At 46.7% G+C, this 19925-nt stretch carries 20 protein-coding genes; 16 read left to right on the top strand and 4 right to left on the bottom strand.

Translation table 11 applies throughout. The annotated features are described in order from the left end of the window. The first annotated feature begins 49 nt into the window (after positions 1-49). From Q1A40_RS06480 to trpS, 12 genes are all read left to right on the top strand, one after another. Complete coding sequence (locus tag Q1A40_RS06480; RefSeq protein WP_299998634.1) at positions 50-862, top strand: pilus assembly protein; 813 nt, start codon at positions 50-52, stop codon at positions 860-862. Then, positions 862-1401: a hypothetical protein gene (locus tag Q1A40_RS06475; protein ID WP_299998633.1), complete on the top strand. Its 540-nt coding sequence runs from the start codon at positions 862-864 to the stop codon at positions 1399-1401. Before Q1A40_RS06480 ends, Q1A40_RS06475 begins: the two co-directional genes overlap by 1 nt. Beyond that, on the top strand, positions 1388-1858 hold the full coding sequence (locus Q1A40_RS06470) for a hypothetical protein (RefSeq protein ID WP_299998632.1): 471 nt from the start codon (positions 1388-1390) through the stop codon (positions 1856-1858). Before Q1A40_RS06475 ends, Q1A40_RS06470 begins: the two co-directional genes overlap by 14 nt. After that, the gene (locus Q1A40_RS06465; RefSeq protein ID WP_299998631.1) at positions 1845-2261 is read left to right on the top strand and encodes a HofP DNA utilization family protein; all 417 of its coding nucleotides are present in this window, start codon (positions 1845-1847) and stop codon (positions 2259-2261) included. The genes Q1A40_RS06470 and Q1A40_RS06465 overlap by 14 nt, the downstream gene beginning before the upstream one ends. Beyond that, complete coding sequence (pilQ, locus tag Q1A40_RS06460) at positions 2176-3411, top strand: type IV pilus secretin PilQ (protein WP_299998630.1); 1236 nt, start codon at positions 2176-2178, stop codon at positions 3409-3411. Before Q1A40_RS06465 ends, pilQ begins: the two co-directional genes overlap by 86 nt. A 311-nt stretch (positions 3412-3722) precedes the next feature. Further along, entirely contained in the window at positions 3723-4244 is a 522-nt protein-coding gene (aroK, locus tag Q1A40_RS06455; RefSeq protein ID WP_299998629.1) for a shikimate kinase AroK, read from the top strand. 57 nt (positions 4245-4301) lie between these two features. Continuing rightward, complete coding sequence (aroB, locus tag Q1A40_RS06450; protein WP_299998628.1) at positions 4302-5390, top strand: 3-dehydroquinate synthase; 1089 nt, start codon at positions 4302-4304, stop codon at positions 5388-5390. 74 nt (positions 5391-5464) lie between these two features. Beyond that, positions 5465-6622, top strand: coding sequence for a cell division protein DamX (gene damX / locus Q1A40_RS06445; RefSeq protein ID WP_299998627.1), 1158 nt, complete (start codon positions 5465-5467; stop codon positions 6620-6622). A gap of 60 nt (positions 6623-6682) precedes the next feature. Continuing rightward, complete coding sequence (gene dam, locus Q1A40_RS06440; protein ID WP_299998626.1) at positions 6683-7507, top strand: adenine-specific DNA-methyltransferase; 825 nt, start codon at positions 6683-6685, stop codon at positions 7505-7507. Positions 7508-7552: 45 nt separating this feature from the next. Further along, positions 7553-8230, top strand: a complete 678-nt coding sequence (gene rpe, locus Q1A40_RS06435) for a ribulose-phosphate 3-epimerase (RefSeq protein WP_299998625.1) — start codon at positions 7553-7555, stop codon at positions 8228-8230. Beyond that, positions 8223-8933 carry a phosphoglycolate phosphatase gene (locus tag Q1A40_RS06430; RefSeq protein ID WP_299998624.1) on the top strand — a complete coding sequence of 237 codons (711 nt, stop codon included), beginning with the start codon at positions 8223-8225 and terminating at the stop codon, positions 8931-8933. Before rpe ends, Q1A40_RS06430 begins: the two co-directional genes overlap by 8 nt. Further along, positions 8926-9933, top strand: coding sequence for a tryptophan--tRNA ligase (gene trpS / locus Q1A40_RS06425; protein WP_299998623.1), 1008 nt, complete (start codon positions 8926-8928; stop codon positions 9931-9933). Before Q1A40_RS06430 ends, trpS begins: the two co-directional genes overlap by 8 nt. 63 nt (positions 9934-9996) lie before the next feature. Here the strand turns inward: trpS and cysG are convergent, their stop codons facing one another. Together cysG and tsgA are read right to left on the bottom strand one after the other, a co-directional pair. Then, a complete protein-coding gene (cysG, locus tag Q1A40_RS06420; protein WP_299998622.1) occupies positions 9997-11370 on the bottom strand; it encodes a siroheme synthase CysG in 1374 nt (457 codons plus the stop codon). Positions 11371-11749: 379 nt separating this feature from the next. After that, complete coding sequence (tsgA, locus tag Q1A40_RS06415; RefSeq protein ID WP_299998621.1) at positions 11750-12934, bottom strand: MFS transporter TsgA; 1185 nt, start codon at positions 12932-12934, stop codon at positions 11750-11752. A 283-nt stretch (positions 12935-13217) separates the two neighbouring features. On the opposite strand from tsgA, the gene ppiA reads away from it, so the two are divergent. From ppiA to Q1A40_RS06395, 4 genes are all read left to right on the top strand, one after another. Next, positions 13218-13790 carry a peptidylprolyl isomerase A gene (ppiA, locus tag Q1A40_RS06410; RefSeq protein ID WP_299998620.1) on the top strand — a complete coding sequence of 191 codons (573 nt, stop codon included), beginning with the start codon at positions 13218-13220 and terminating at the stop codon, positions 13788-13790. Positions 13791-14194: 404 nt separating this feature from the next. After that, positions 14195-14959: an N-acetylmuramoyl-L-alanine amidase gene (locus tag Q1A40_RS06405; protein WP_299998913.1), complete on the top strand. Its 765-nt coding sequence runs from the start codon at positions 14195-14197 to the stop codon at positions 14957-14959. A gap of 94 nt (positions 14960-15053) precedes the next feature. Further along, complete coding sequence (gene pabA / locus Q1A40_RS06400) at positions 15054-15617, top strand: aminodeoxychorismate synthase component 2 (RefSeq protein ID WP_299998619.1); 564 nt, start codon at positions 15054-15056, stop codon at positions 15615-15617. Positions 15618-15705: 88 nt separating this feature from the next. Next, positions 15706-16926, top strand: a complete 1221-nt coding sequence (locus tag Q1A40_RS06395) for an aspartate aminotransferase family protein (RefSeq protein WP_299998618.1) — start codon at positions 15706-15708, stop codon at positions 16924-16926. Here the strand turns inward: Q1A40_RS06395 and Q1A40_RS06390 are convergent, their stop codons facing one another. Both Q1A40_RS06390 and crp read right to left on the bottom strand, forming a co-directional pair. Then, on the bottom strand, positions 16927-19014 hold the full coding sequence (locus Q1A40_RS06390; RefSeq protein WP_299998617.1) for a YccS/YhfK family putative transporter: 2088 nt from the start codon (positions 19012-19014) through the stop codon (positions 16927-16929). It lies immediately after the preceding gene. Positions 19015-19110: 96 nt separating this feature from the next. Next, on the bottom strand, positions 19111-19743 hold the full coding sequence (gene crp / locus Q1A40_RS06385) for a cAMP-activated global transcriptional regulator CRP (protein ID WP_011412109.1): 633 nt from the start codon (positions 19741-19743) through the stop codon (positions 19111-19113). Positions 19744-19925 lie beyond the last annotated feature (182 nt).

Below are 19925 nucleotides of genomic sequence, written 5' to 3'. Positions count from 1 at the left end.
TTTTCAGGTTGATTGCGAACTGACATGCGGAAGAATAAGGAGATCGCGCATGATATTTTCTGGCTGGCAAATTGGTTTGGATATACAAACGGAAGGAGTACGTGCTGTTGCCGTACAGAAGCATCGGCAAGGCTGGCAATTGCGGCAGTGGTGGAATTTGCCATTCCCGTCGCTGGTTTCTGTTGATGATATCTTATCACAACCAGCGGTATTGCTAGAGATACTGGATGTCTGGCGTAAACAGCTACCACATCGCTTTCGACTCAGCGTGAGTTTCCCGACAGAGCGTACCTTTCAACAAAGTATACCGATCCCGGATAAAAATCTCAGTGAAGCAGTACGTGAAAATTATGTTGCTTATACCACCGCTCGGCGATTACAGATGCCAGCCTCACAACTCTGCTATGACTACCTTGAACACTGTAATGAACTGAAAGTTACGGCTTCCCGCCAGAGCGATCTCGATACACTTCTTACAAGCCTTGCCTCGGTGCAGTTATATCCAGATGCTGTAACGCCGGGTGACAAAGTACTCTGTGCATTACCAGCAGCATGTTATCCGCAGAGTTGCCAGTACCGGATTCATGAAGAGGCGGGTTATTGGCTATGGGCTTGCAATAACACACAAACGTCAGGCTGGCAGGAGAAGCAGCAGTATCCTGATTTAACGGCGCTTTGTCGATGGCTGAATACAACGCCTGAAAATATCGCTTTTAGTACTACCAGCCCCGAAAATAGCACTGATCTTGCAGTACATGAACTTGATGTCTGGAAGTTGCTCACTCGGTTATATCCTCCGCTTCCCCGAACCAAAGGCCGCTACACCATTGCGCTGGGGCTGGCATTAGGAGGGGCTTGCTGATGGCAGTGTCCGTCAATTTATTGCCCTGGCGTCACTTGCAGCGTCAGCAGCGGCAACGCTGCCGTATCAGTGTCATGGTATCCGTGATAGCGCTACTGATAAGTAGCCTTTGGGTGGAGTGGTTTGTGCTCAGTCAGGGGGTAGGTGTCGTACAAAAGCAGGAGCGTGAGTTGGAAAACCAGCAGCGCAGGCTACAAGATATTTTGCATCAACAGCAAGGGGAGCGATTGCAGGATAAACGGCAATATCGGGGAAAGGAACAGCTACACCGAATATCACGCTGGGAAGATATATTGACAAAATTAGCCAATAAATTACCAGAAAGTAGCCGGTTACAAATGATGAACTGGCAGTCGAATACGCTGACGTTAGAGGGATATACATCAGAAATAGACGATCTTGAAAAAATTGAAACACTCTTAAAGCAGTTACCAGGTGTTTTCCATATTAAGACTGGCCCGGTTCGTTACCAGGAAGAGCAGGGATTGGCGTATACCTTTATCATGGAAGATACGGGAGGCGCGTTTGTCTCACCTTAAATACCTTTTTATTCACAGCAGCCGCCGATATTTTTTGATAATTCTCTCTGGTTTATTGCTAACGGGAATTGTTGCGGGTTATTTGCTACAGGCAGATTATCAACAGCAATATCGTTATATCCAACAACGAAATATGCGGCTTGAGCAGCATATCGTTACTTTAAAACAAGAAGTGAATACATTGCCGCCTGCTACGTCGATATTCACACCGGTGGCCGTTGCGCCAGTATTTTCCGTTATAGAAATACTCAAAAAATCTGGCGGGCGACTCATTAACTGGCAGCCAGGTGAGCCGCAGGAGACGCTTGAGTTTTTACTTCGTTGGGAAAAAGTGCCTTGGATCTTCCGGCATCTTTCATATTATCAAGGTATTAACCTGACGTCGTTTTCGATTGGTGATACGAAAGATCCCATGGTGGTGATGTTGACTCTGGTATTCAGCCATGAAAATAAGTAGCGGGATCTTTTGCCTGGGAATGCTGTTATCGCTGGAGCTTCACGTCAGTATACGTAACCCCTTTGTGATGCCATTGTCACGCTGTGACACGACTCTTCAGCAGCTTGACGGCTGGCGGCTACAAGGCGTGATAGTTTCTGCTTCCCGCAGTCTGGCCTTAATGACTGATTCGCAGCAACGGCCATTAAGAGTGGCTCCAGGTTCTGCTTTGATGGCAGGGGTAACGATAACGAATATAAGCCGATGCAGAGTGAGTGTTTCACTGACTGAAATATGCGACGGAGCGCATTATCACTGGTATCTATCTGGAGGAAAAAATGACAAGGAAAGTCGTTATCGTTCTACTGCTATGCCTGCCGCTTATCACTCGGGCAAACCATCGCGTCACTCTGATAGCAGATGACGCCCCTGTCACTCAAATCTTGCAAGCAATAGCCGAACAGCAACAGCATAATCTAGTCATTGCGCCTGGTGTTGAAGGTCGGCTGTCGTTACATTTAGTCGATGTGCCTTGGGAGCAGGCTTTTTCCCTGGTATTGAAACTGGCCCATCTCTCCTCATCAAAAACCGGCAATATACTCCAGGTCCAGGGAAAAGAGAGTGTTGCTCGTCAGCAGGAACAGCTTGAGGTGGCCCGTAAACAGCAGCTTGAGGCTCGGCCATTAGTGCACAAAGTCTATACTCCGCGCTATGCTGATGTGACTGAACTTGCAACGGCGCTTAAGCAAAATGGTGACAAATTACTGGGCCCCAAGGGATATGTTACTGTAGATACGCGGACTAACCGACTGGTGGTGCGAGACAGCAAGCAGGCACAGCAGCAAATTGCACAGTGGCTGGCTGATATGGACATTCCTATGGGGCAAATTGAGCTGTCAGCGCACATTGTTACTATCAATCAGGAAGCATTACGCGAGCTGGGCATAAAATGGACCACGAAAACGAGTAGCAGTGAGTTATATCGGCCATCGACAGCGACGAGTCATCTGGTTGCGGGTGTTGCATCAGCAGGTTTCAATATCGGTCGAATTGGTGGTCAAATGCTGGAACTTGAACTCTCTGCTTTGGAACAACAGCAGCGGCTTCAAATTATCGCCAGCCCACGACTGCTGGTGGCTCATCAACAGTCTGCGAGCATTAAACAAGGGACTGAAATTCCCTATCAAGTGTCTGGTGGGGCGAATAGTGCAAGTTCTGTCGCATTTAAAGAAGCGGTATTAGGTATGGAAGTCACGCCTGTTATCAATGCTCATGGTAATATTCGTTTAAAATTACGTATTACCCAGAACATGCCGGGGAGGAGTATCCAGCATGCAGAAGGGGAAGCTCTTGCTATCGACAAGCAAGAAATAGAGACTCAGGTTGAAGTACTGGATGGTGAAACCCTGGTTTTAGGCGGAATTTTCCAGCAACAGCAGCGAGCGGGCTCTCGGAATGTCCCTTTGCTCGGTGATATCCCCCTGATAGGCAGGCTGTTTCACCAGGATGATAAGAAAAGTCACAGACAAGAGTTAGTGGTGTTTATTACGTCTAAATTATTGCGTAAGTTGTAAATTATTCTCTCAGATTTACGGATTTTTCCCTGAATCCATGTCCATATGTTTGACGTAAGAGAGGAATTAGCTTACAAGGTGTACCGTTTCAAGAAACCGGATAATGATATTCTGTAACTGATAAAAGCCGTTCGTTTTTCCATCTTATGGAAATGAATGATTTATTCAGTTGCCAAACAGCCTTGAGTGTTGAGATAATTTTTAGTCTGATTCTCGACTCACGCTTATGAGGTTTCAGTTCATGTCCCGCTGCACCTGGTGAATACCGGGCGGGTTTATCATCAACGAATAGTCTTAGTAATACCAAAAAAATGGCAGAGAAACGCAATATCTTTCTGGTTGGGCCTATGGGTGCCGGCAAAAGCACTATTGGGCGTCAGTTAGCTCAGCAGCTCAATATGGAATTTTTCGATTCCGATCAAGAAATCGAGAAACGTACCGGAGCTGATGTCGGCTGGGTATTCGACGTTGAAGGTGAAGAAGGCTTCCGCGATCGCGAAGAAAAAATCATCAACGAACTTACAGAAAAACAAGGCATTGTGCTGGCGACTGGGGGTGGGTCTGTTAAGTCCCGTGAAACCCGTAACCGTCTTTCAGCAAGAGGCGTAGTGGTGTATCTTGAAACCACTATCGAGAAGCAACTTGCTCGTACTCAGCGTGATAAAAAACGTCCGCTGCTTCAAGTTGCTACACCGCCTCGCGAAGTGCTTGAAGCATTAGCGGAGGAGCGCAATCCACTGTACGAAGAGATTGCCGATGTGACGATTCGCACCGACGATCAAAGCGCCAAAGTTGTTGCTAACCAGATTATTAATATGCTGGAAAGTAACTAGTTCTGGCTTGAGAAACACTATGCCTGCGGGCAATGTTATTAAGGTAGGCTCCGCACGATGGAGAGGTTGACAGTCACTCTTGGGGAACGTAGTTACCCTATTACGATTGCTGCTGGATTATTTAATGATCCAGCGTCCTTTTGGCCGTTGAAAGCAGGCGACCAGAGTATGCTTGTAACCAATGAAACTCTGGCTCCTGTATATCTTGAAAAAGTACGCGGCCTTCTGGAACAGGCAGGCGTAAAAGTTGACACTGTTATCCTCCCTGATGGCGAACAGTTTAAGAGCCTTGCTGTCATGGATACCGTCTTTACCGCTTTACTGAAAAAACCGCATGGCCGTGACACGACACTGATTGCGCTTGGTGGTGGTGTCATTGGAGATTTAACCGGCTTCGCCGCGGCATGTTATCAGCGTGGCGTGCGGTTTATTCAGGTTCCTACTACCTTACTTTCACAAGTAGACTCTTCGGTAGGTGGAAAAACCGCTGTCAATCACCCGCTTGGGAAAAATATGATTGGCGCTTTTTATCAGCCAGCATCAGTTATTGTGGATATCGACTGTCTTTCCACGCTACCTGAACGTGAGTTTGCTTCTGGCCTGGCTGAAGTCATCAAGTATGGCATTATTCTGGACGGCGAATTCTTCCAGTGGCTGGAAGAGAATCTCGATGCTCTGTTAAAGCTGGATAGCGAGGCCCTCGCTTACTGTATTCGCCGTTGTTGTGAGCTTAAAGCCGAGGTCGTTGCGGCTGATGAGCGTGAAGGTGGTGTTCGCGCTTTACTGAATTTAGGCCATACTTTTGGTCATGCTATAGAAACTGAAATGGGTTATGGCAATTGGCTGCATGGTGAAGCCGTATCTGCGGGTATGGTTATGGCAGCACGTACCGCGCAGCGTTTGGGTAAGTTCAGCGAAGCCGATGTTCAGCGTATTATTGTCTTGTTGCAGCGTGCTGGTCTGCCAGTCAACGGGCCAAAAGAGATGTCAGTTGACGCGTATATGCCCCATATGATGCGTGACAAAAAAGTTCTGGCGGGTGAATTACGTCTGATTCTGCCATTAGCAATTGGTGCCAGTGAAGTTCGTGGTGGTGTACCACATGACGTTGTTCTGTCTGCAATTACTGATTGCCAGCACGGTTAATGGCTATAGCCTGTGCGATATTAAATTTTGGGCGATGTGCTAACTCTGGCATAAGCCTGTTAGTGGGGTGGTAAATGGATAAGTTTAAACCAGAAGACGATCTGATCCCTGATCCTGACGATCGTCAGCCTGGGCGTTCTCGTAAACAAGATGCCTTTGATAATGAGCCACAGTTTAATGTTGATGATATCAATATTGATATGGACGATCGTCGGGTATCAAAGTCGAAGCGTGTTCGTGAGGATGATGAAGACGCATTTGAGACAGATGAGGAAATGGCAGCAGATGCCCGCCCCTCACGTGGACGTAAAAAAGCAGCAAGGCAGAAAGCGCCCGCCACGCGTCAGTATCTGATGATCGGAACCGGTGTTTTGGTTTTACTGTTACTTATTTTTGGTATTGGTTCCGCGTTGAAAGCACCATCAACAAGCTCCGACACTGCCAGCCAGTCCCCTGGTGCTGAAAAAAGTATCGATTTATCTGGGGCAGACGGAAACAACAGTCCGGTATCTGAATCACCTTCTGCTATTTCTTCGTCCCAGGATATTTCTGTCCCGCCAATTTCATCGACACCCACTCAGGCTCAGAATATCCCTCAGCCTGAAGGTCAGCAGCGTATTGAGCTGCAAGGTGATTTGGGTAACTCTCTGATGCAACAACAGAATCAGATTGAAAATGTCGTTACGGGTTCAACTCTACCAATGGAACCTGCAACGGTTGCTTCTGTTTCGGGAAGTAAGGTGACAGAATCTCGCCCTGAGCGTAAAACAGCGGTGATTGAGCCAGCGCAAAAGACTCCTGCGCGTCAGGCTGCGACACACACAGAAAGTAAACCAGCGCCCGTTAGACGTACTGAGTCAGCTCCTGTTGTAGCGACTCCGACTAAAACGCCTCCAGTAGCCAAAGCTCCGGTCGCACCGGTTCAAACCAAACCTGCTGTATCAGCAACCAATACTCAGGCGATAAAAAATGCACCTGGCAGCAGCTATACACTCCAGCTCAGTGCCTCTTCAAACTCAGCAAACCTGAATGCCTGGGCGAAGAAAGAGAATTTGCAAAACTATGTCGTATATCAAACCTCGCGTAATGGTCAGCCGTGGTATGTTATGGTCAGTGGTATCTATGCCAGCAAGGCTGAGGCAGAACGTGCGGTATCAAGTTTACCTGCCGCTGTTCAGAGTAATAAACCTTGGACTAAGCCAATTCGGCAGGTTCAGTCAGAAATTAAGTAGTAATAAGCGCAGTCGCTGTCGGAACCTTTCCACAGCTGGATAAGGTAATACTAAGGCAGCATGAAAAAGAATCGCGCTTTTCTTAAATGGGCAGGGGGGAAATATCCCCTGCTTGAGGATATTAAAAGTCACCTTCCTGAAGGTGACTGCCTCATTGAACCCTTCGCGGGGGCAGGTTCAGTCTTTCTGAACACTAATTATCAACGTTATATTCTTGCTGATATTAATAGCGATCTAATTGAACTCTACACGATTGTTAAACTCCGTGCGGAGGAGTATGTTCGCGAAACACGCTTAATGTTTTGTCAGCAGAATAATCAAGAATCGACTTACTACGCCTTAAGAACTGAATTTAATCAGAGCACTGACCAATTCCGTCGTGCGGTACTGTTTTTGTACTTGAACAGGCATGGTTATAATGGTCTGTGTCGCTATAATTTACGTGGTGAGTTTAATGTCCCGTTTGGGCGTTACAGAAAACCCTATTTTCCGGAAGAAGAACTTTATTTCTTTGCTGAGCATGCAAAAAAGGCCCACTTTGTTTGTCAGTCTTATAATCTAAGCATGGCGGATGTGTCCACGGGATCTGTTGTCTATTGTGATCCTCCCTATGCCCCTTTGTCTGCAACTGCAAACTTTACTGCCTATCACACCGCCAGCTTTAACGCTGTACAGCAGCAACACTTAGCCGAAATGGCAGAAGTATTATGCCAACAGCAGATACCTGTTTTAATTTCTAATCACGATACTGAATTGACACGACAGTGGTATCACAACGCTACCGAACTTCATAAGCTGCAAGTCAGACGAAGTATCAGCAGAAACGGTAGTACTCGTAATAAGGTGGACGAACTTCTGGCGCTTTATCATTCTAAAGATGCCTGAACCGTTTCGTCCGCCACTGAAAGATGAATTGCACTGGAGAAGCGGATGAAACAATTTTTGATTGCCCCCTCAATCCTCTCTGCTGACTTCGCCCGTTTGGGTGAGGATACGGCTAAAGCGCTGGCTGCAGGTGGAGATATTGTCCATTATGATGTCATGGATAACCACTACGTACCGAATCTGACTATGGGGCCTATGGTATTAAAGGCACTACGTGACTACGGTATTACCGCCCCTATTGATGTTCACCTGATGGTTAAACCCGTGGACAGAATTATCCCCGATTTTGCCGCTGCGGGTGCCAGCTATATTACTTTTCATCCTGAAGCCTCCGAGCATGTTGACCGTACACTACAGCTGATTAAAGAACATGGCTGTAAGGCTGGTTTGGTTATCAATCCGGCAACTTCGCTTTCATGGCTGGATAACGTGATGGATAAACTCGATGTCATTCTACTGATGTCGGTTAATCCAGGGTTCGGTGGTCAATCATTTATTCCTCATACGCTTGAAAAACTGCGTCAGGCGCGTAAACGTATTGATGAGTCTGGCTATGATATCCGTCTGGAAGTGGATGGTGGTGTGAAAGCTGAGAATATTCGTGCAATTGCTGAAGCCGGAGCGGACATGTTTGTTGCCGGATCGGCCATTTTTGGCCAACCAGACTACAAAACCGTGGTTGATGATATGCGTGCTGAATTATCGAAGGTCAGCCATGGCTAAGTTTAAAAATATACGCGGTATCGCTTTTGATTTAGATGGTACTTTGATTGACTCATCTTTGGGGCTCAGTCAGGCAGTAGACATGACATTATATGCCATGGAGTTCCCTGCCGCAGGTGAAGAGCGTGTTATCACCTGGATAGGTAATGGCGCTGATATTCTGATCCAACGAGCACTGACATGGGCACTTAAAGACGAGCAGCCTTCTCTTGGCCAGTTAACAATGGCACGGAAACTATTTGACCGTTTCTATACTGAGACCGTGGAAGAGGGAAGTTTTTTATTTCCTGAAGTGGTGACGACACTGTCATCACTCAAGGAACAAGGGCTTATGCTCGGTGTGGTAACCAATAAGCCCACACCTTTTGTCATGCCTTTGCTTGAACGTTTTGGCATTGCACATGACTTCCAGGTCATTATTGGTGGGGATGATGTTAAACAGAAGAAACCGCATCCCGAAGCGTTGTTTAATACCATGAGTGCCATGAAGTTAAGTGCGGAAGAGTTACTGTTTGTCGGTGATTCCCGTAATGATATCCAGGCGGCGAAAGCCGCAGGATGTTTGAGCGTAGGCCTGACTTACGGTTATAACTATGGCGAAGCTATCGAATTGAGCAACCCCGACGTTGTTTTTGATAGCTTCGGTGATTTATTGCCCTTACTGGGGCAACCACAAGCTAATCAGGAATCAGAACATGAGTAAGCCCATCGTTTTTAGTGGCGCGCAGCCTTCAGGTGAATTAACCATTGGTAACTATATGGGTGCGCTGCGTCAATGGGTGAACATGCAGGATGATTACCACTGTATTTACTGCATTGTTGATCAACATGCCATTACTGTACGCCAGGACCCGATAGCGCTGCGTAAAGCGACGCTGGATACTCTGGCCTTATATCTGGCATGCGGCATAGACCCTAAAAAAAGCACCATTTTCGTACAGTCTCACGTACCCGAACATGCACAACTAGGATGGGCGCTTAACTGCTACACCTATTTTGGTGAATTAAGCCGTATGACCCAGTTTAAAGACAAATCCTCCCGTTATGCTGAAAATATTAACGCCGGGCTTTTTGACTATCCGGTACTGATGGCGGCGGATATCCTACTGTACCAAACGACTCAGGTTCCGGTTGGTGAAGACCAGAAACAGCATCTTGAGTTAAGCCGAGATATTGCCAGCCGTTTTAACGCGCTTTATGGCGAAGTTTTCAAGATCCCTGAGCCTTTTATTCCTAAGTCTGGCGCACGCGTGATGTCATTGCTTGAGCCGACCAAGAAAATGTCGAAATCAGATGATAACCGTAACAATGTTATCGGCCTTCTTGAAGATCCGAAAGCGGTAGTGAAGAAGATTAAACGAGCGGTGACTGACTCTGAAGAACCACCTGTAGTGCGTTACGATGTTGCTAATAAAGCTGGTGTTTCCAATCTCCTGGATATTCTGTCTGCTGTTACGGGTAAGCCCATCGCCCAGTTAGAAACTGAATTTGAAGGTAAGATGTACGGCCACCTGAAAGGTGAAGTAGCTGAAGCTGTATCAGGCATGCTGACTGAGTTACAGGAGCGCTACCATCGTTACCGTAATGACGAAGCATTTTTACAGCAAGTGATGAAAGAGGGGGCTGAAAAAGCCCGTCTGCGTGCCGGTGAAACGCTGGCTAAAGTGTATGAAGCGATTGGCTTTGTAGCCAAGCCTTTGTAATTTTTCATTGCCATTGTGCCTGCTGTTACCCGTGTAGCAGCAGGCATTTTTATCAGGTTTCTGCTAATGGTTAGAAAACCAGTTTAACTTGCTGCGCAGGCCAACGACAGTACCGACAATAATCAGTGCCGGGCTCTCAACTTGTTTTGCCAGCTCACCTAACTGATCAAGTTTGCCGTCCACCACTCGTTGATTCACCGCTGTTCCATTTTCTACCAATGCGACAGGTGTCGTTGCTTCCATACCATGTGCGATTAACTGTTGTTGGATAAAGGCTGCCTGGCCCAATCCCATATAGAAAACCAGGGTCTGTTTTTCTGCTGCCAGATTTGCCCAGTCCAGCTCATCACCATTTTTTAAATGTCCGGTAACCAGACGTACACTCTGGGCATAATCACGGTGCGTTAACGGAATGCCGGAATAAGCCGAGCAGCCAGAAGCAGCCGTAATGCCGGGAACGACAGAAAAGGGAATATTTTCATTACAGAGTATCTCCAGTTCTTCCCCCCCCCGGCCAAAGATAAACGGATCGCCGCCTTTCAGCCTGACAACACGTTTTCCTTTACGGGCTTCATTAAGCAGGATCTGGTTGATCTCTGACTGAGGGACACAGTGGAAACCCGCACGTTTTCCCACGAAGACGCGATCTGCGTCTCGGCGGACGAGATTCATAATATCGTCAGAAACCAGTCTGTCGTAAACCACGACATCGGCTTGCTGAATTTGCTGCAGGCCTTTTAGTGTTAACAGACCAGCATCTCCCGGACCGGCTCCGACCAGAACCACTTCACCCCGATTATCGAGCGGTGCGGAAAATAATGATGTTATCTCTTGGTCAACAGCCTGTTTATCTTCATTTGCAAGATATTGCGCCAGTCTGTCATTCGTGAAGAATTTTTCCCAGAACATACGACGTTCAGCCATAGTCGAGAACGTATTTTTCACCCGCCCGCGTAGTGTGCCGGCATATGCCGCAATTTTGCCGAGATGTAATGGCAAAATAGATTCGAGTTTTTCACGTAGTAAACGGGCGAGAACAGGAGAGGTTCCCCCCGACGAAATAGCGACCATTAGCGGTGAACGATCGATGATAGAAGGCATAATAAAACTGGCCTGTTTTGGCGCATCGACGACATTGCAAAAAATACGGCGCTCATCGGCGGCATCACTCACCTGCTGATTAACGATGTCGTCATCTGTTGCCGCAATGGCCAGCCAGCAGTTATCCAGTAAGGCAGGTAAAAAGTCGCCTTCTGCCAGTATCAGTGCCCCTTGTTCAGCCCAGACCACAAACTGGGGAGAGAATTGCCGGGCATTTACGGTAAGGCTCGCACCTGCATCCAGTAACAAACGTGCTTTGCGTTCAGCTACAGCGCCACCGCCAACCAACAGGCAAGCGCGGCCACGTAACTGACAAAATATAGGCAGATGCTCCACATTAAATCCTCAATAGATGCCAAAAATGACCACTTTTTCTCTAGCATATATCAATAATCCGAACGGATGAATACTACGATGAAATCTGAGGGTTAACGGGGAAAAAAAGTGACATTGTTTATGGTTAAATCAGTATGTGTTTTTGAACAAGATGCTGATTTATATGTCTATTATTCTGTGATTGGAAATAATGATTAATCGATATTCCGAATATGCATTTCATATTCGCCATCTTGATAAGGTCATAAAAAATTACCAGAAACTCACATTAAGAAAATCGTTATAACGATGATGATATACCAAGTGGCGGTCGGAGGTGGTGTCGTGAGCGTGAAGACTTTCTCCTGGTTCGGCAGAACCAGGAGAAAGGAGAGGATCATTATTTTTTATTATCTGCAGGCTGATTTTGATGGTGTTTACTGACAAAAGCCATCAGTACGCACATCACGAAGGTTACAGCATATAATCCATTTGCAGTTAATAGCGCAGCATGAGGACCGTTACCCGCGACAATCGGGCCAGTGACCACGAAGGTTAACATGGTACCAACGGTGCCACAGGTCAGAATAAAGTTAACCAATTTTGGTGAAGCAATTTTGGTTTGTAGCGATCCGAGGGTGATAATCGAGGTGTAAATTGCGCTGGAGAAAAAGCCCAAAGCCAGAATGAACCATGACAGATGATTTGGCTCACCGTGGTTAAACAGATACATCAGCACCGCTGACGCGCCAACCAGTACCATCAAAATACGTTGTAAATCGAAGAAGCGCAGAATAAAGCTAAATGCCCACATGCCCAGCATATAAGACAGCCAGAAGTTACCCACTAGCTTCCCGGCTTCGTTAATATCCATACCCAGCGTTTTGGCATATTCCGGAACCCATGAGATAAAACCAAGTTGGCCGAGGATATAGCACAGTGCGGCGACGGCGAGGAACAGAACACCAATGCCCCATTTTTCTTTGACGACGGGTTTATTCTCTACTATTGCGTGTTTACCTAAGGCCGGGAAGGTACAGCCCAGAGTAAGCAGGAAGATGGCAACGTAAATCAGTCCAATACAGATATAAACCCAGTACCAGTCAATGCTGCGTGCCAGTAAATAGGCCGCAACCATTGGGAATATCATCCCTGCCATACTGAAGAATGAATCGGTAAACAGCAGGCGAGAACCGCGCTGGCGACCTTCATACATTTGGGTTATCAGGAAGGTACCGATAGACATCGTGATACCGCTGACGACGCCAAGTACGAACATCGCAGCCGAGAAAATCGCCAGGCTGTGACCGAACACCAGACCAGCTATCGCCAGTACCATAAGCAAAAAGCCGAAGCGTAACTGTGTTTTTAGTGGGATGATTTCCATCAACCACGCATTCAGGAAGATAGCAATCAAGATACCAGTATTCAGGAAGGTAAAGGTATTACTCATGCTGGAAACAGGCAGATTAAAGTACTCTGCGATATCCCCCATGACCATACCTGTGACAATAACTAGCGCACCGGTTAGCGCATAAGAGAAAAAGCTTATCCAGAGCAGACGATTTCGGCTGATACTGTTCATTAGGGAGTCCAAAAAGAATAGAAGTGTAAAACGCATTGACAACGTATGGTATAGGTAAGTCTAGTCACTAATGTGATATTTTTAAATAAAATGTCGATTTTTTATAAAAAAAATCTTTTTAATCAATGATCCTGGCATATATTGGTATTCTGGCTGGTCGAAGTTTCACAGTAATCTATTGATTTTTGTGAAAGTAAATAACCGTAAATGGCTGGCACCCGCAGCTTCTCATCTTTACAATCATAGAACTAGCTTCATTCACTGCCTTCGTAAGGAATTTTCCATGCTCAAATCGACACTGGCGGCTGTTGCAGCTGTATTTGCTCTTTCCGCACTTTCGCCTGCTGCGCTAGCGGCAAAAGGCGATCCACGCGTTTTGCTGACGACTTCCGCTGGCAATATTGAGCTTGAGCTAAATAGCCAAAAAGCGCCAGTTTCAGTAAAAAATTTTATCGATTACGTTAACAGTGGTTTTTACAACAACACCACATTCCACCGTGTTATTCCTGGATTTATGATCCAAGGGGGGGGCTTTACTGAGGATATGAATCAGAAGCAACCGAATCCGCCAATTAAAAATGAGGCTGATAACGGACTCCGTAATACGCGTGGTACCATCTCTATGGCCCGTACCGCGGATAAAGACAGCGCAACCAGCCAGTTCTTTATCAACGTAGCTGATAACGCGTTTCTCGATCACGGACAGAGAGACTTTGGTTATGCCGTTTTTGGTAAAGTCATTAACGGAATGGACGTAGCAGAAAAAATTTCTCATGTTCCTACCCGTGATGTAGGCCCTTATCAGAATGTACCATCAAAACCTGTCGTCATTATTTCGGCGAAGGTTCTGCCTTAATCTCTACGGGCTGCGCGGAAATGAATGCCGTGCAGCCTGACTTTGCTGTCACCCTCAGTTACCCCTGTCAAAAATATTTATCCTGGATATTGTTACCAGGTTAAGATTAATTATTTGATTTTTATGATTTTATTATCCCTGATAAGCGAAAAGTGAAAGTTATTGCATGCGTATAACGCTATATCTTGATGCCTGTATTTATGCATCACAGCGTTTTTACCATGAGGTGACGACATATGCCGCTAGAAAAGATTGAAAAGGGCGCTGTTCCGCCTGTCGTTCCAGTAACAGAAAGTACGTACCCCACTACTTACAAGAATAATTCGGAAAAGCAGACACGCTTTCAGGATCAGCTTAGTGAGGTCCGGCAGTCACATAGCGACATTGAACCGGGCTCCAATAGTGTGAGGTCTATTGATTACAATTCGTACCGTGCTGTAAGAAGTTTTAATTCACGGGTGCGTTTTATCGTCATACATTACACCGCAACAGACTTCAAAAAATCGGTCGATCTCTTAACACATGGGCCTGCCAGTGCACATTATCTGGTTCCCGACCCCAGCGACCCTTCATACCGTGAAACAGGCAATAAAGACGTAAAGATTTTTAACCTTGTTGATGAAAAAGATCGTGCCTGGCATGCCGGGGTCAGTTTTTGGCGTGGACGCCAAAACCTCAATGACACCTCTATTGGTATTGAAATCGTCAATCAGGCAACTGATGACGGAAACGGACATTTTATTTTTCCACCGTTTCATCCTCAGCAAATTTCGGCTGTTAAAGAGCTGGCGACCAATATCATTCAGCGTTATCCGGATATCAGCCCAGTGAACGTTGTCGGACATTCAGATATTGCTTCCGGGCGTAAGAGTGATCCTGGCCCCGCCTTTCCCTGGCAGCAGCTTTCTGAGGCCGGCATTGGTGCATGGTATGATGAAAGTACAAAAGCAAAATATGCGACACAGTTTAGCCAGGCTATGCCATCAATAGCTGAGATTACAGGCAAACTAAAAACCTATGGTTACGACGTAGCAGGAACTACACGTCCGAATGGTTTGAAAGAGCTGGTACGTGCTTTTCAGCTTCATTTTCGACCCGCTGACTACAGCGGCAAAATCGATATCGAAACGGCAGCTATATTATATGCCCTGGTTGAAAAGTATTCCTGATAGCCTGACAGGCCGGTCAGAGTCGATGAGGAACCATGACGCTATCTCGAAAAACGCATAGAATAGCGCGGTTCTTTTTCGCATCGGAGCTGACATGTTACTGCTTATTGATAACTACGATTCATTCACCTGGAACCTCTATCAGTATTTCTGCGAATTAGGGGCTGATGTTGTCGTTAAGCGTAATGACGAGATAACACTGGCAGAAATAGCACAGCTCGCCCCACAGAGGCTGGTTATTTCTCCAGGTCCATGTACGCCCAATGAGGCGGGTATTTCGCTGGCTGCTATCCGTCAATTTTCAGGAAAAATCCCGCTGTTAGGAGTTTGTCTGGGGCACCAGGCGATAGCACAGGCATTTGGTGCAACCATTGTGCGTGCTGCTCAGGTTATGCACGGTAAAACATCAAATATCATGCATAACGGACAGGGGATTTTTCGGGGGCTAAAGGATCCTCTGACGGTAACGCGCTATCATTCTTTGTTGATCGATCCGGATACATTACCTGATGAGTTTGAGGTAACCGCCTGGACGGAGCAGCGTGAAATTATGGGGATCCGGCATCGTTCCTTGGCTGTCGAAGGGGTACAGTTTCATCCGGAGAGCATTCTGAGCGAACAAGGGCATGATTTGCTGGCTAATTTCCTTGCCAGCTAAATTCTTGCTTGCCTTAATTTGATTTTTTATTCATATTTTATGACTATATTTTCAATTTCAATCAGTGTGTAAATGGATGGATAATGAAATGGCAACTGAACAACCAGCAGTAACCCGGGCTACATTTGACGAAGTTATACTGCCAATTTATGCACCGGCGGAATTTATTCCGGTAAAGGGTAAAGGAAGTCGAGTCTGGGATCAGCAGAATAAAGAGTATGTTGATTTTGCAGGCGGGATTGCAGTTACTGCGTTGGGCCATTGCCATCCTGTCCTCGTGGAGGCACTGAAAGCCCAGGGTGAAACACTGTGGCATACCAGTAATGTCTTTACTAATGAGCCGGCATTAAAGCTGGCTCGCAAGCTGACTGAGGCCACTTTTGCTGAGAAAGTGGTATTTCTCAACTCGGGCACTGAAGCAAATGAAACCGCATTTAAGCTGGCCCGCTATTATGCTTCTACCCGCCATAGCCCGTTTAAAAGCAAGATTATTGCCTTTTATAATGCTTTTCATGGTCGTTCCCTGTTTACCGTTTCGGTAGGCGGACAGGCTAAATACTCTGATGGCTTTGGTCCAAAACCTGCTGATATTGTCCATGTACCTTATAACGATCTTGCGGCTGTTAAAGCCGTAATGGATGACCATACCTGCGCGATAGTCGTTGAGCCTATTCAAGGCGAAGGCGGCGTCACTGCTGCTACGCCCGAATTTCTACAAGGTTTGCGTACGTTGTGTGATGAGCATGATGCCTTGCTGGTATTCGATGAAGTACAATCGGGTATGGGGCGTACGGGAGAGCTGTTCGCTTATATGAATTATGGTGTGACACCAGACATTCTTACCAGCGCCAAAGCGCTCGGCGGCGGTTTCCCGGTCAGCGCGATGCTGACTACACATGAGGTAGCTTCAGCTTTTCATGTGGGTACTCACGGCTCTACCTATGGCGGCAACCCGCTGGCTTGCGCTGTCGCCAGTGCGGCATTTGATATCATTAATACCCCTGAGCTGCTTCGAGGCGTTACCGCTAAGCGTCAGCAATTTGTTGAACACTTACAGAAAATTAATGCTCAATACGCTATTTTCGAAGATATTCGCGGTATGGGATTACTGATCGGTGCTGAGCTAAAGTCTGCGTATAAAGGACGTGCCCGTGAGTTCTTACACGCCGCGGCAAAAGCTGGTGTGATGGTACTCAATGCCGGGCCTGATGTAATGCGTTTTGCTCCTGCACTGAATATCGACGCTGCAGATATTGACGAAGGCATGGATCGTTTTGCTCGCGCTGTTGCCGAGGTTGTCGCACAGTAACTAATGTGAGTTTTGCAAATGGCGGCCTATCCATCCGTGAGGCCGCTCTTTCCAGGCGACCGAAGAAATTGAGTGCATCGTACTCAGATGACCCAGAATCCGTTGTAAATGTAGCTCAGTAGCCGTACGTGGTGCCTCTGATATTTGATTACTATCCAGCTGGGCCTTTTCCTCTGCACTCTCGTTATCCTCGGTACCATCATAATCGAGTCGCTGCTGACAACTCTGCAACGCATTGTCACAGAGCTGGAAATAATACTGTTTCTGCTCAGCCGATAGCTCCCCTTTTTCCCGTGTCAGACCCGTCATCGCATTGATATGATCAACAACAAACTGACTGTGCGTCACCCAGAGTCGCATATCGGCAAGATAATGGTTATTAAACCCTGGCTCTTGCATTGCCTGGTTAAATGAGTTGAACAGGGTGTTATGCGCCTGATTGACACGCATTCTCTGATAAGAGAGTGGGGTAGGTTGTGGATCGGGGCCCAGAATCAATTTAAGCGCTTCCTGATAGGTACTCAGGGCATCGTGTGCGTTTTGGCGCAACAGACCGCTTTGCCATTGTGGCCACAGCCAGATCAGGCCGCCGAAGGCTATCATACAGCCGAGCAGGGTATCGATTAAGCGAGGAATGATAAATTGTTCGGCATTCAGGGTAATTAGCTGCAAGGTATAGACCGCTGTTACAGTAAAACCAATAGTCGCCCAGCCATAACTCTTACGAATATACAGATAGCTGATCAAGGTAATACACAGCATAGTAACCAAGGTATAACTGCTGGCGATATTAAAGTGTAATGCTCCCCCGGCAATACATAATCCGGCGATAGTACCAGCGGCTCGGTTTACAATGCGTACCCGGGTTGCCCCGTAGCCATTTTGGGTGACAAATATCACTGTCATTAAAATCCAGTAAGATTTGGGCAGATGTAAATAGGCTCCCAGCAAACTGGCTACGATGAGCATAGCGCCCAGTCTGGCTGCATTGCGCAGGGCCGCAGATTTTAATGAGCAATAGCTTTTGATTGTCTGTAAAACCGTTAAACGCCGAGGTTCACGCCCCATCAAATCGCGGATATACAGGGGTCTTTGCGTGCGTAGCGCGCGCGCGATGCGACGGAGATGAGAATAACAAAAATGAGCTGCGGAGTTATCCGGATGCTGACGGGCAATTTTCCCGAGCGCAGTAATTTGCTTATCCATATTAAAACGGTCGGGATTATGATGGTAAAGAATATCATCGGCCAGTATCCGTAATCTGCTGGCAATAGTTTGAGCATTCCAGCGGAGCACTGCATCAGCGTTACTCTGATCGATCAGTCTTTGTACTTCTTCAGGCTGGTACAAGCTGACGGAGACATGCTCTTGTATATCAATTGCTACCTGGAATATTCGCAGCAGGCGCTTGTACTCTTGTCGCTTATTGCCTGACAGCATGTGTAGTTGCTGATAACACTGGGTTATCATATCCACCGTTTTTTGCTGACGGATCAGCAGGGGCGGCAGTGAAACTTTTGGGTCTGTGTGTTTATCCAGTGAACTGTATTTGGCTTCGCAGTAGTCGGCCAGAAGCCGATAGAGTTGGCTCAATGATTCCCGTAACGGTTGTTCACGCCATAACCGAAACCAGAACCAGTTAAAAAATCCATACCAGATAGTTCCGGTGATATACAAAGCGATAGGCTTCCATATTGGCATATTGCCGGCCATCGCCAAGGTAAAAATAGCCACTACCAGCGAGGCAGGAAGCAGACGGGCAGTGAGCGGACCGACTTCAGCGCAAATACCTAATGACAGCGCCATCAGAGCCAAGATAACCGGTAGAGGAATACTGCTATAAGCCAACAGTAACTGCATGACCAGACTACAGCAGGCAAACAGGCTGGCACCCATAATGAGGCGCTTGAAGAAATGTCTGTGGGGCGTATCTAACCCAGCAAGGTTGCAACAGGCAGGAACTAAGGCAAACATCAGACCGTATATCAGGTTATCAACCAGTAAACCCACAATAACGGGAAGGCTGAGCACCAGAGTCTGGCGTAATGCATAATTCACTTCTGGATGATAAATAAGTCGGCGCCACATAGACAGTTAAAATTCAGTTAGGGGGCGGGCAACAATTACGTCGGCTCTGAAGGAGAGCAGGTGTACTACAGTAGTAGTACACCTGTTCAAGACTAATTAACGGGTACCATAAACTACGATGGTTTTACCGTGTGCAGAGATCAAGTTTTGATCTTCCAGCATTTTAAGAATACGGCCAACCGTTTCTCGAGAGCAGCCAACAATTTGACCAATCTCTTGACGTGTTATTTTAATTTGCATTCCGTCAGGGTGGGTCATCGCATCAGGTTGTTTAGCCAGATTGAGTAAAGTCTGTGCGATACGCCCTGTTACATCAAGGAATGCGAGGTTACCCACTTTTTCCGATGTCACCTGAAGACGACTCGCCATCTGAGAAGAGAGTCTCATCAGAATATCAGGGTTAACCTGAATCAGCTGACGAAATTTTTTATATGAAATTTCAGCAACTTCACAAGCCGTTTTTGCCCGCACCCAAGCACTACGCTCCTGGCCTTCTTCGAATAAGCCCAGTTCACCAATAAAATCACCCTGATTCAGATAAGAGAGGATCATCTCCTTCCCTTCTTCGTCCTTAATCAAAACGGCGACGGAGCCCTTGACGATATAGTAAAGAGTCTCCGCTTTTTCACCCTGGTGGATAAGCGTACTCTTGGACGGATATTTATGAATGTGGCAATGGGACAAGAACCATTCTAAAGTAGGGTCTGTTTGCGGTTTGCCAAGCACCATGCGTGATTATCCTCTGTTATAAACTGGCTGCCAAGGACAAGTACAACTGTGTTGTCTTTGACGTTGCAATAGTGAATCTTACTACATTCTGATGAGTCGTGGGCAGAGTAGTTATATAGCCTGTAGTTAGTCATTTTGCTCTGCATACATGTTTCACATCACTATTTCGATGTAGCATCTAA

It is taken from the genome of uncultured Cedecea sp. (assembly GCF_947498825.1).
GTDB lineage: Bacteria > Pseudomonadota > Gammaproteobacteria > Enterobacterales > Enterobacteriaceae > JGM124.
This window is presented reverse-complemented; position numbering and strand designations above follow the sequence as displayed.

Bases quoted from the DNA above. Each gene is read 5' to 3' on its own strand.
- Q1A40_RS06465 (WP_299998631.1), top strand. From the start codon at position 1,845: ATGAAAATAAGTAGCGGGATCTTTTGCCTGGGAATGCTGTTATCGCTG.
- dam (WP_299998626.1), top strand. From the start codon at position 6,683: ATGAAAAAGAATCGCGCTTTTCTTAAATGGGCAGGGGGGAAATATCCC.
- Q1A40_RS06480 (WP_299998634.1), top strand. From the start codon at position 50: ATGATATTTTCTGGCTGGCAAATTGGTTTGGATATACAAACGGAAGGA.
- rpe (WP_299998625.1), top strand. From the start codon at position 7,553: ATGAAACAATTTTTGATTGCCCCCTCAATCCTCTCTGCTGACTTCGCC.
- trpS (WP_299998623.1), top strand. From the start codon at position 8,926: ATGAGTAAGCCCATCGTTTTTAGTGGCGCGCAGCCTTCAGGTGAATTA.
- aroB (WP_299998628.1), top strand. From the start codon at position 4,302: ATGGAGAGGTTGACAGTCACTCTTGGGGAACGTAGTTACCCTATTACG.
- Q1A40_RS06475 (WP_299998633.1), top strand. From the start codon at position 862: ATGGCAGTGTCCGTCAATTTATTGCCCTGGCGTCACTTGCAGCGTCAG.
- tsgA (WP_299998621.1), bottom strand. From the start codon at position 12,934: ATGAACAGTATCAGCCGAAATCGTCTGCTCTGGATAAGCTTTTTCTCT.
- pilQ (WP_299998630.1), top strand. From the start codon at position 2,176: ATGACAAGGAAAGTCGTTATCGTTCTACTGCTATGCCTGCCGCTTATC.
- Q1A40_RS06430 (WP_299998624.1), top strand. From the start codon at position 8,223: ATGGCTAAGTTTAAAAATATACGCGGTATCGCTTTTGATTTAGATGGT.
- pabA (WP_299998619.1), top strand. From the start codon at position 15,054: ATGTTACTGCTTATTGATAACTACGATTCATTCACCTGGAACCTCTAT.
- aroK (WP_299998629.1), top strand. From the start codon at position 3,723: ATGGCAGAGAAACGCAATATCTTTCTGGTTGGGCCTATGGGTGCCGGC.
- damX (WP_299998627.1), top strand. From the start codon at position 5,465: ATGGATAAGTTTAAACCAGAAGACGATCTGATCCCTGATCCTGACGAT.
- crp (WP_011412109.1), bottom strand. From the start codon at position 19,743: ATGGTGCTTGGCAAACCGCAAACAGACCCTACTTTAGAATGGTTCTTG.
- ppiA (WP_299998620.1), top strand. From the start codon at position 13,218: ATGCTCAAATCGACACTGGCGGCTGTTGCAGCTGTATTTGCTCTTTCC.
- Q1A40_RS06395 (WP_299998618.1), top strand. From the start codon at position 15,706: ATGGCAACTGAACAACCAGCAGTAACCCGGGCTACATTTGACGAAGTT.
- Q1A40_RS06390 (WP_299998617.1), bottom strand. From the start codon at position 19,014: ATGTGGCGCCGACTTATTTATCATCCAGAAGTGAATTATGCATTACGC.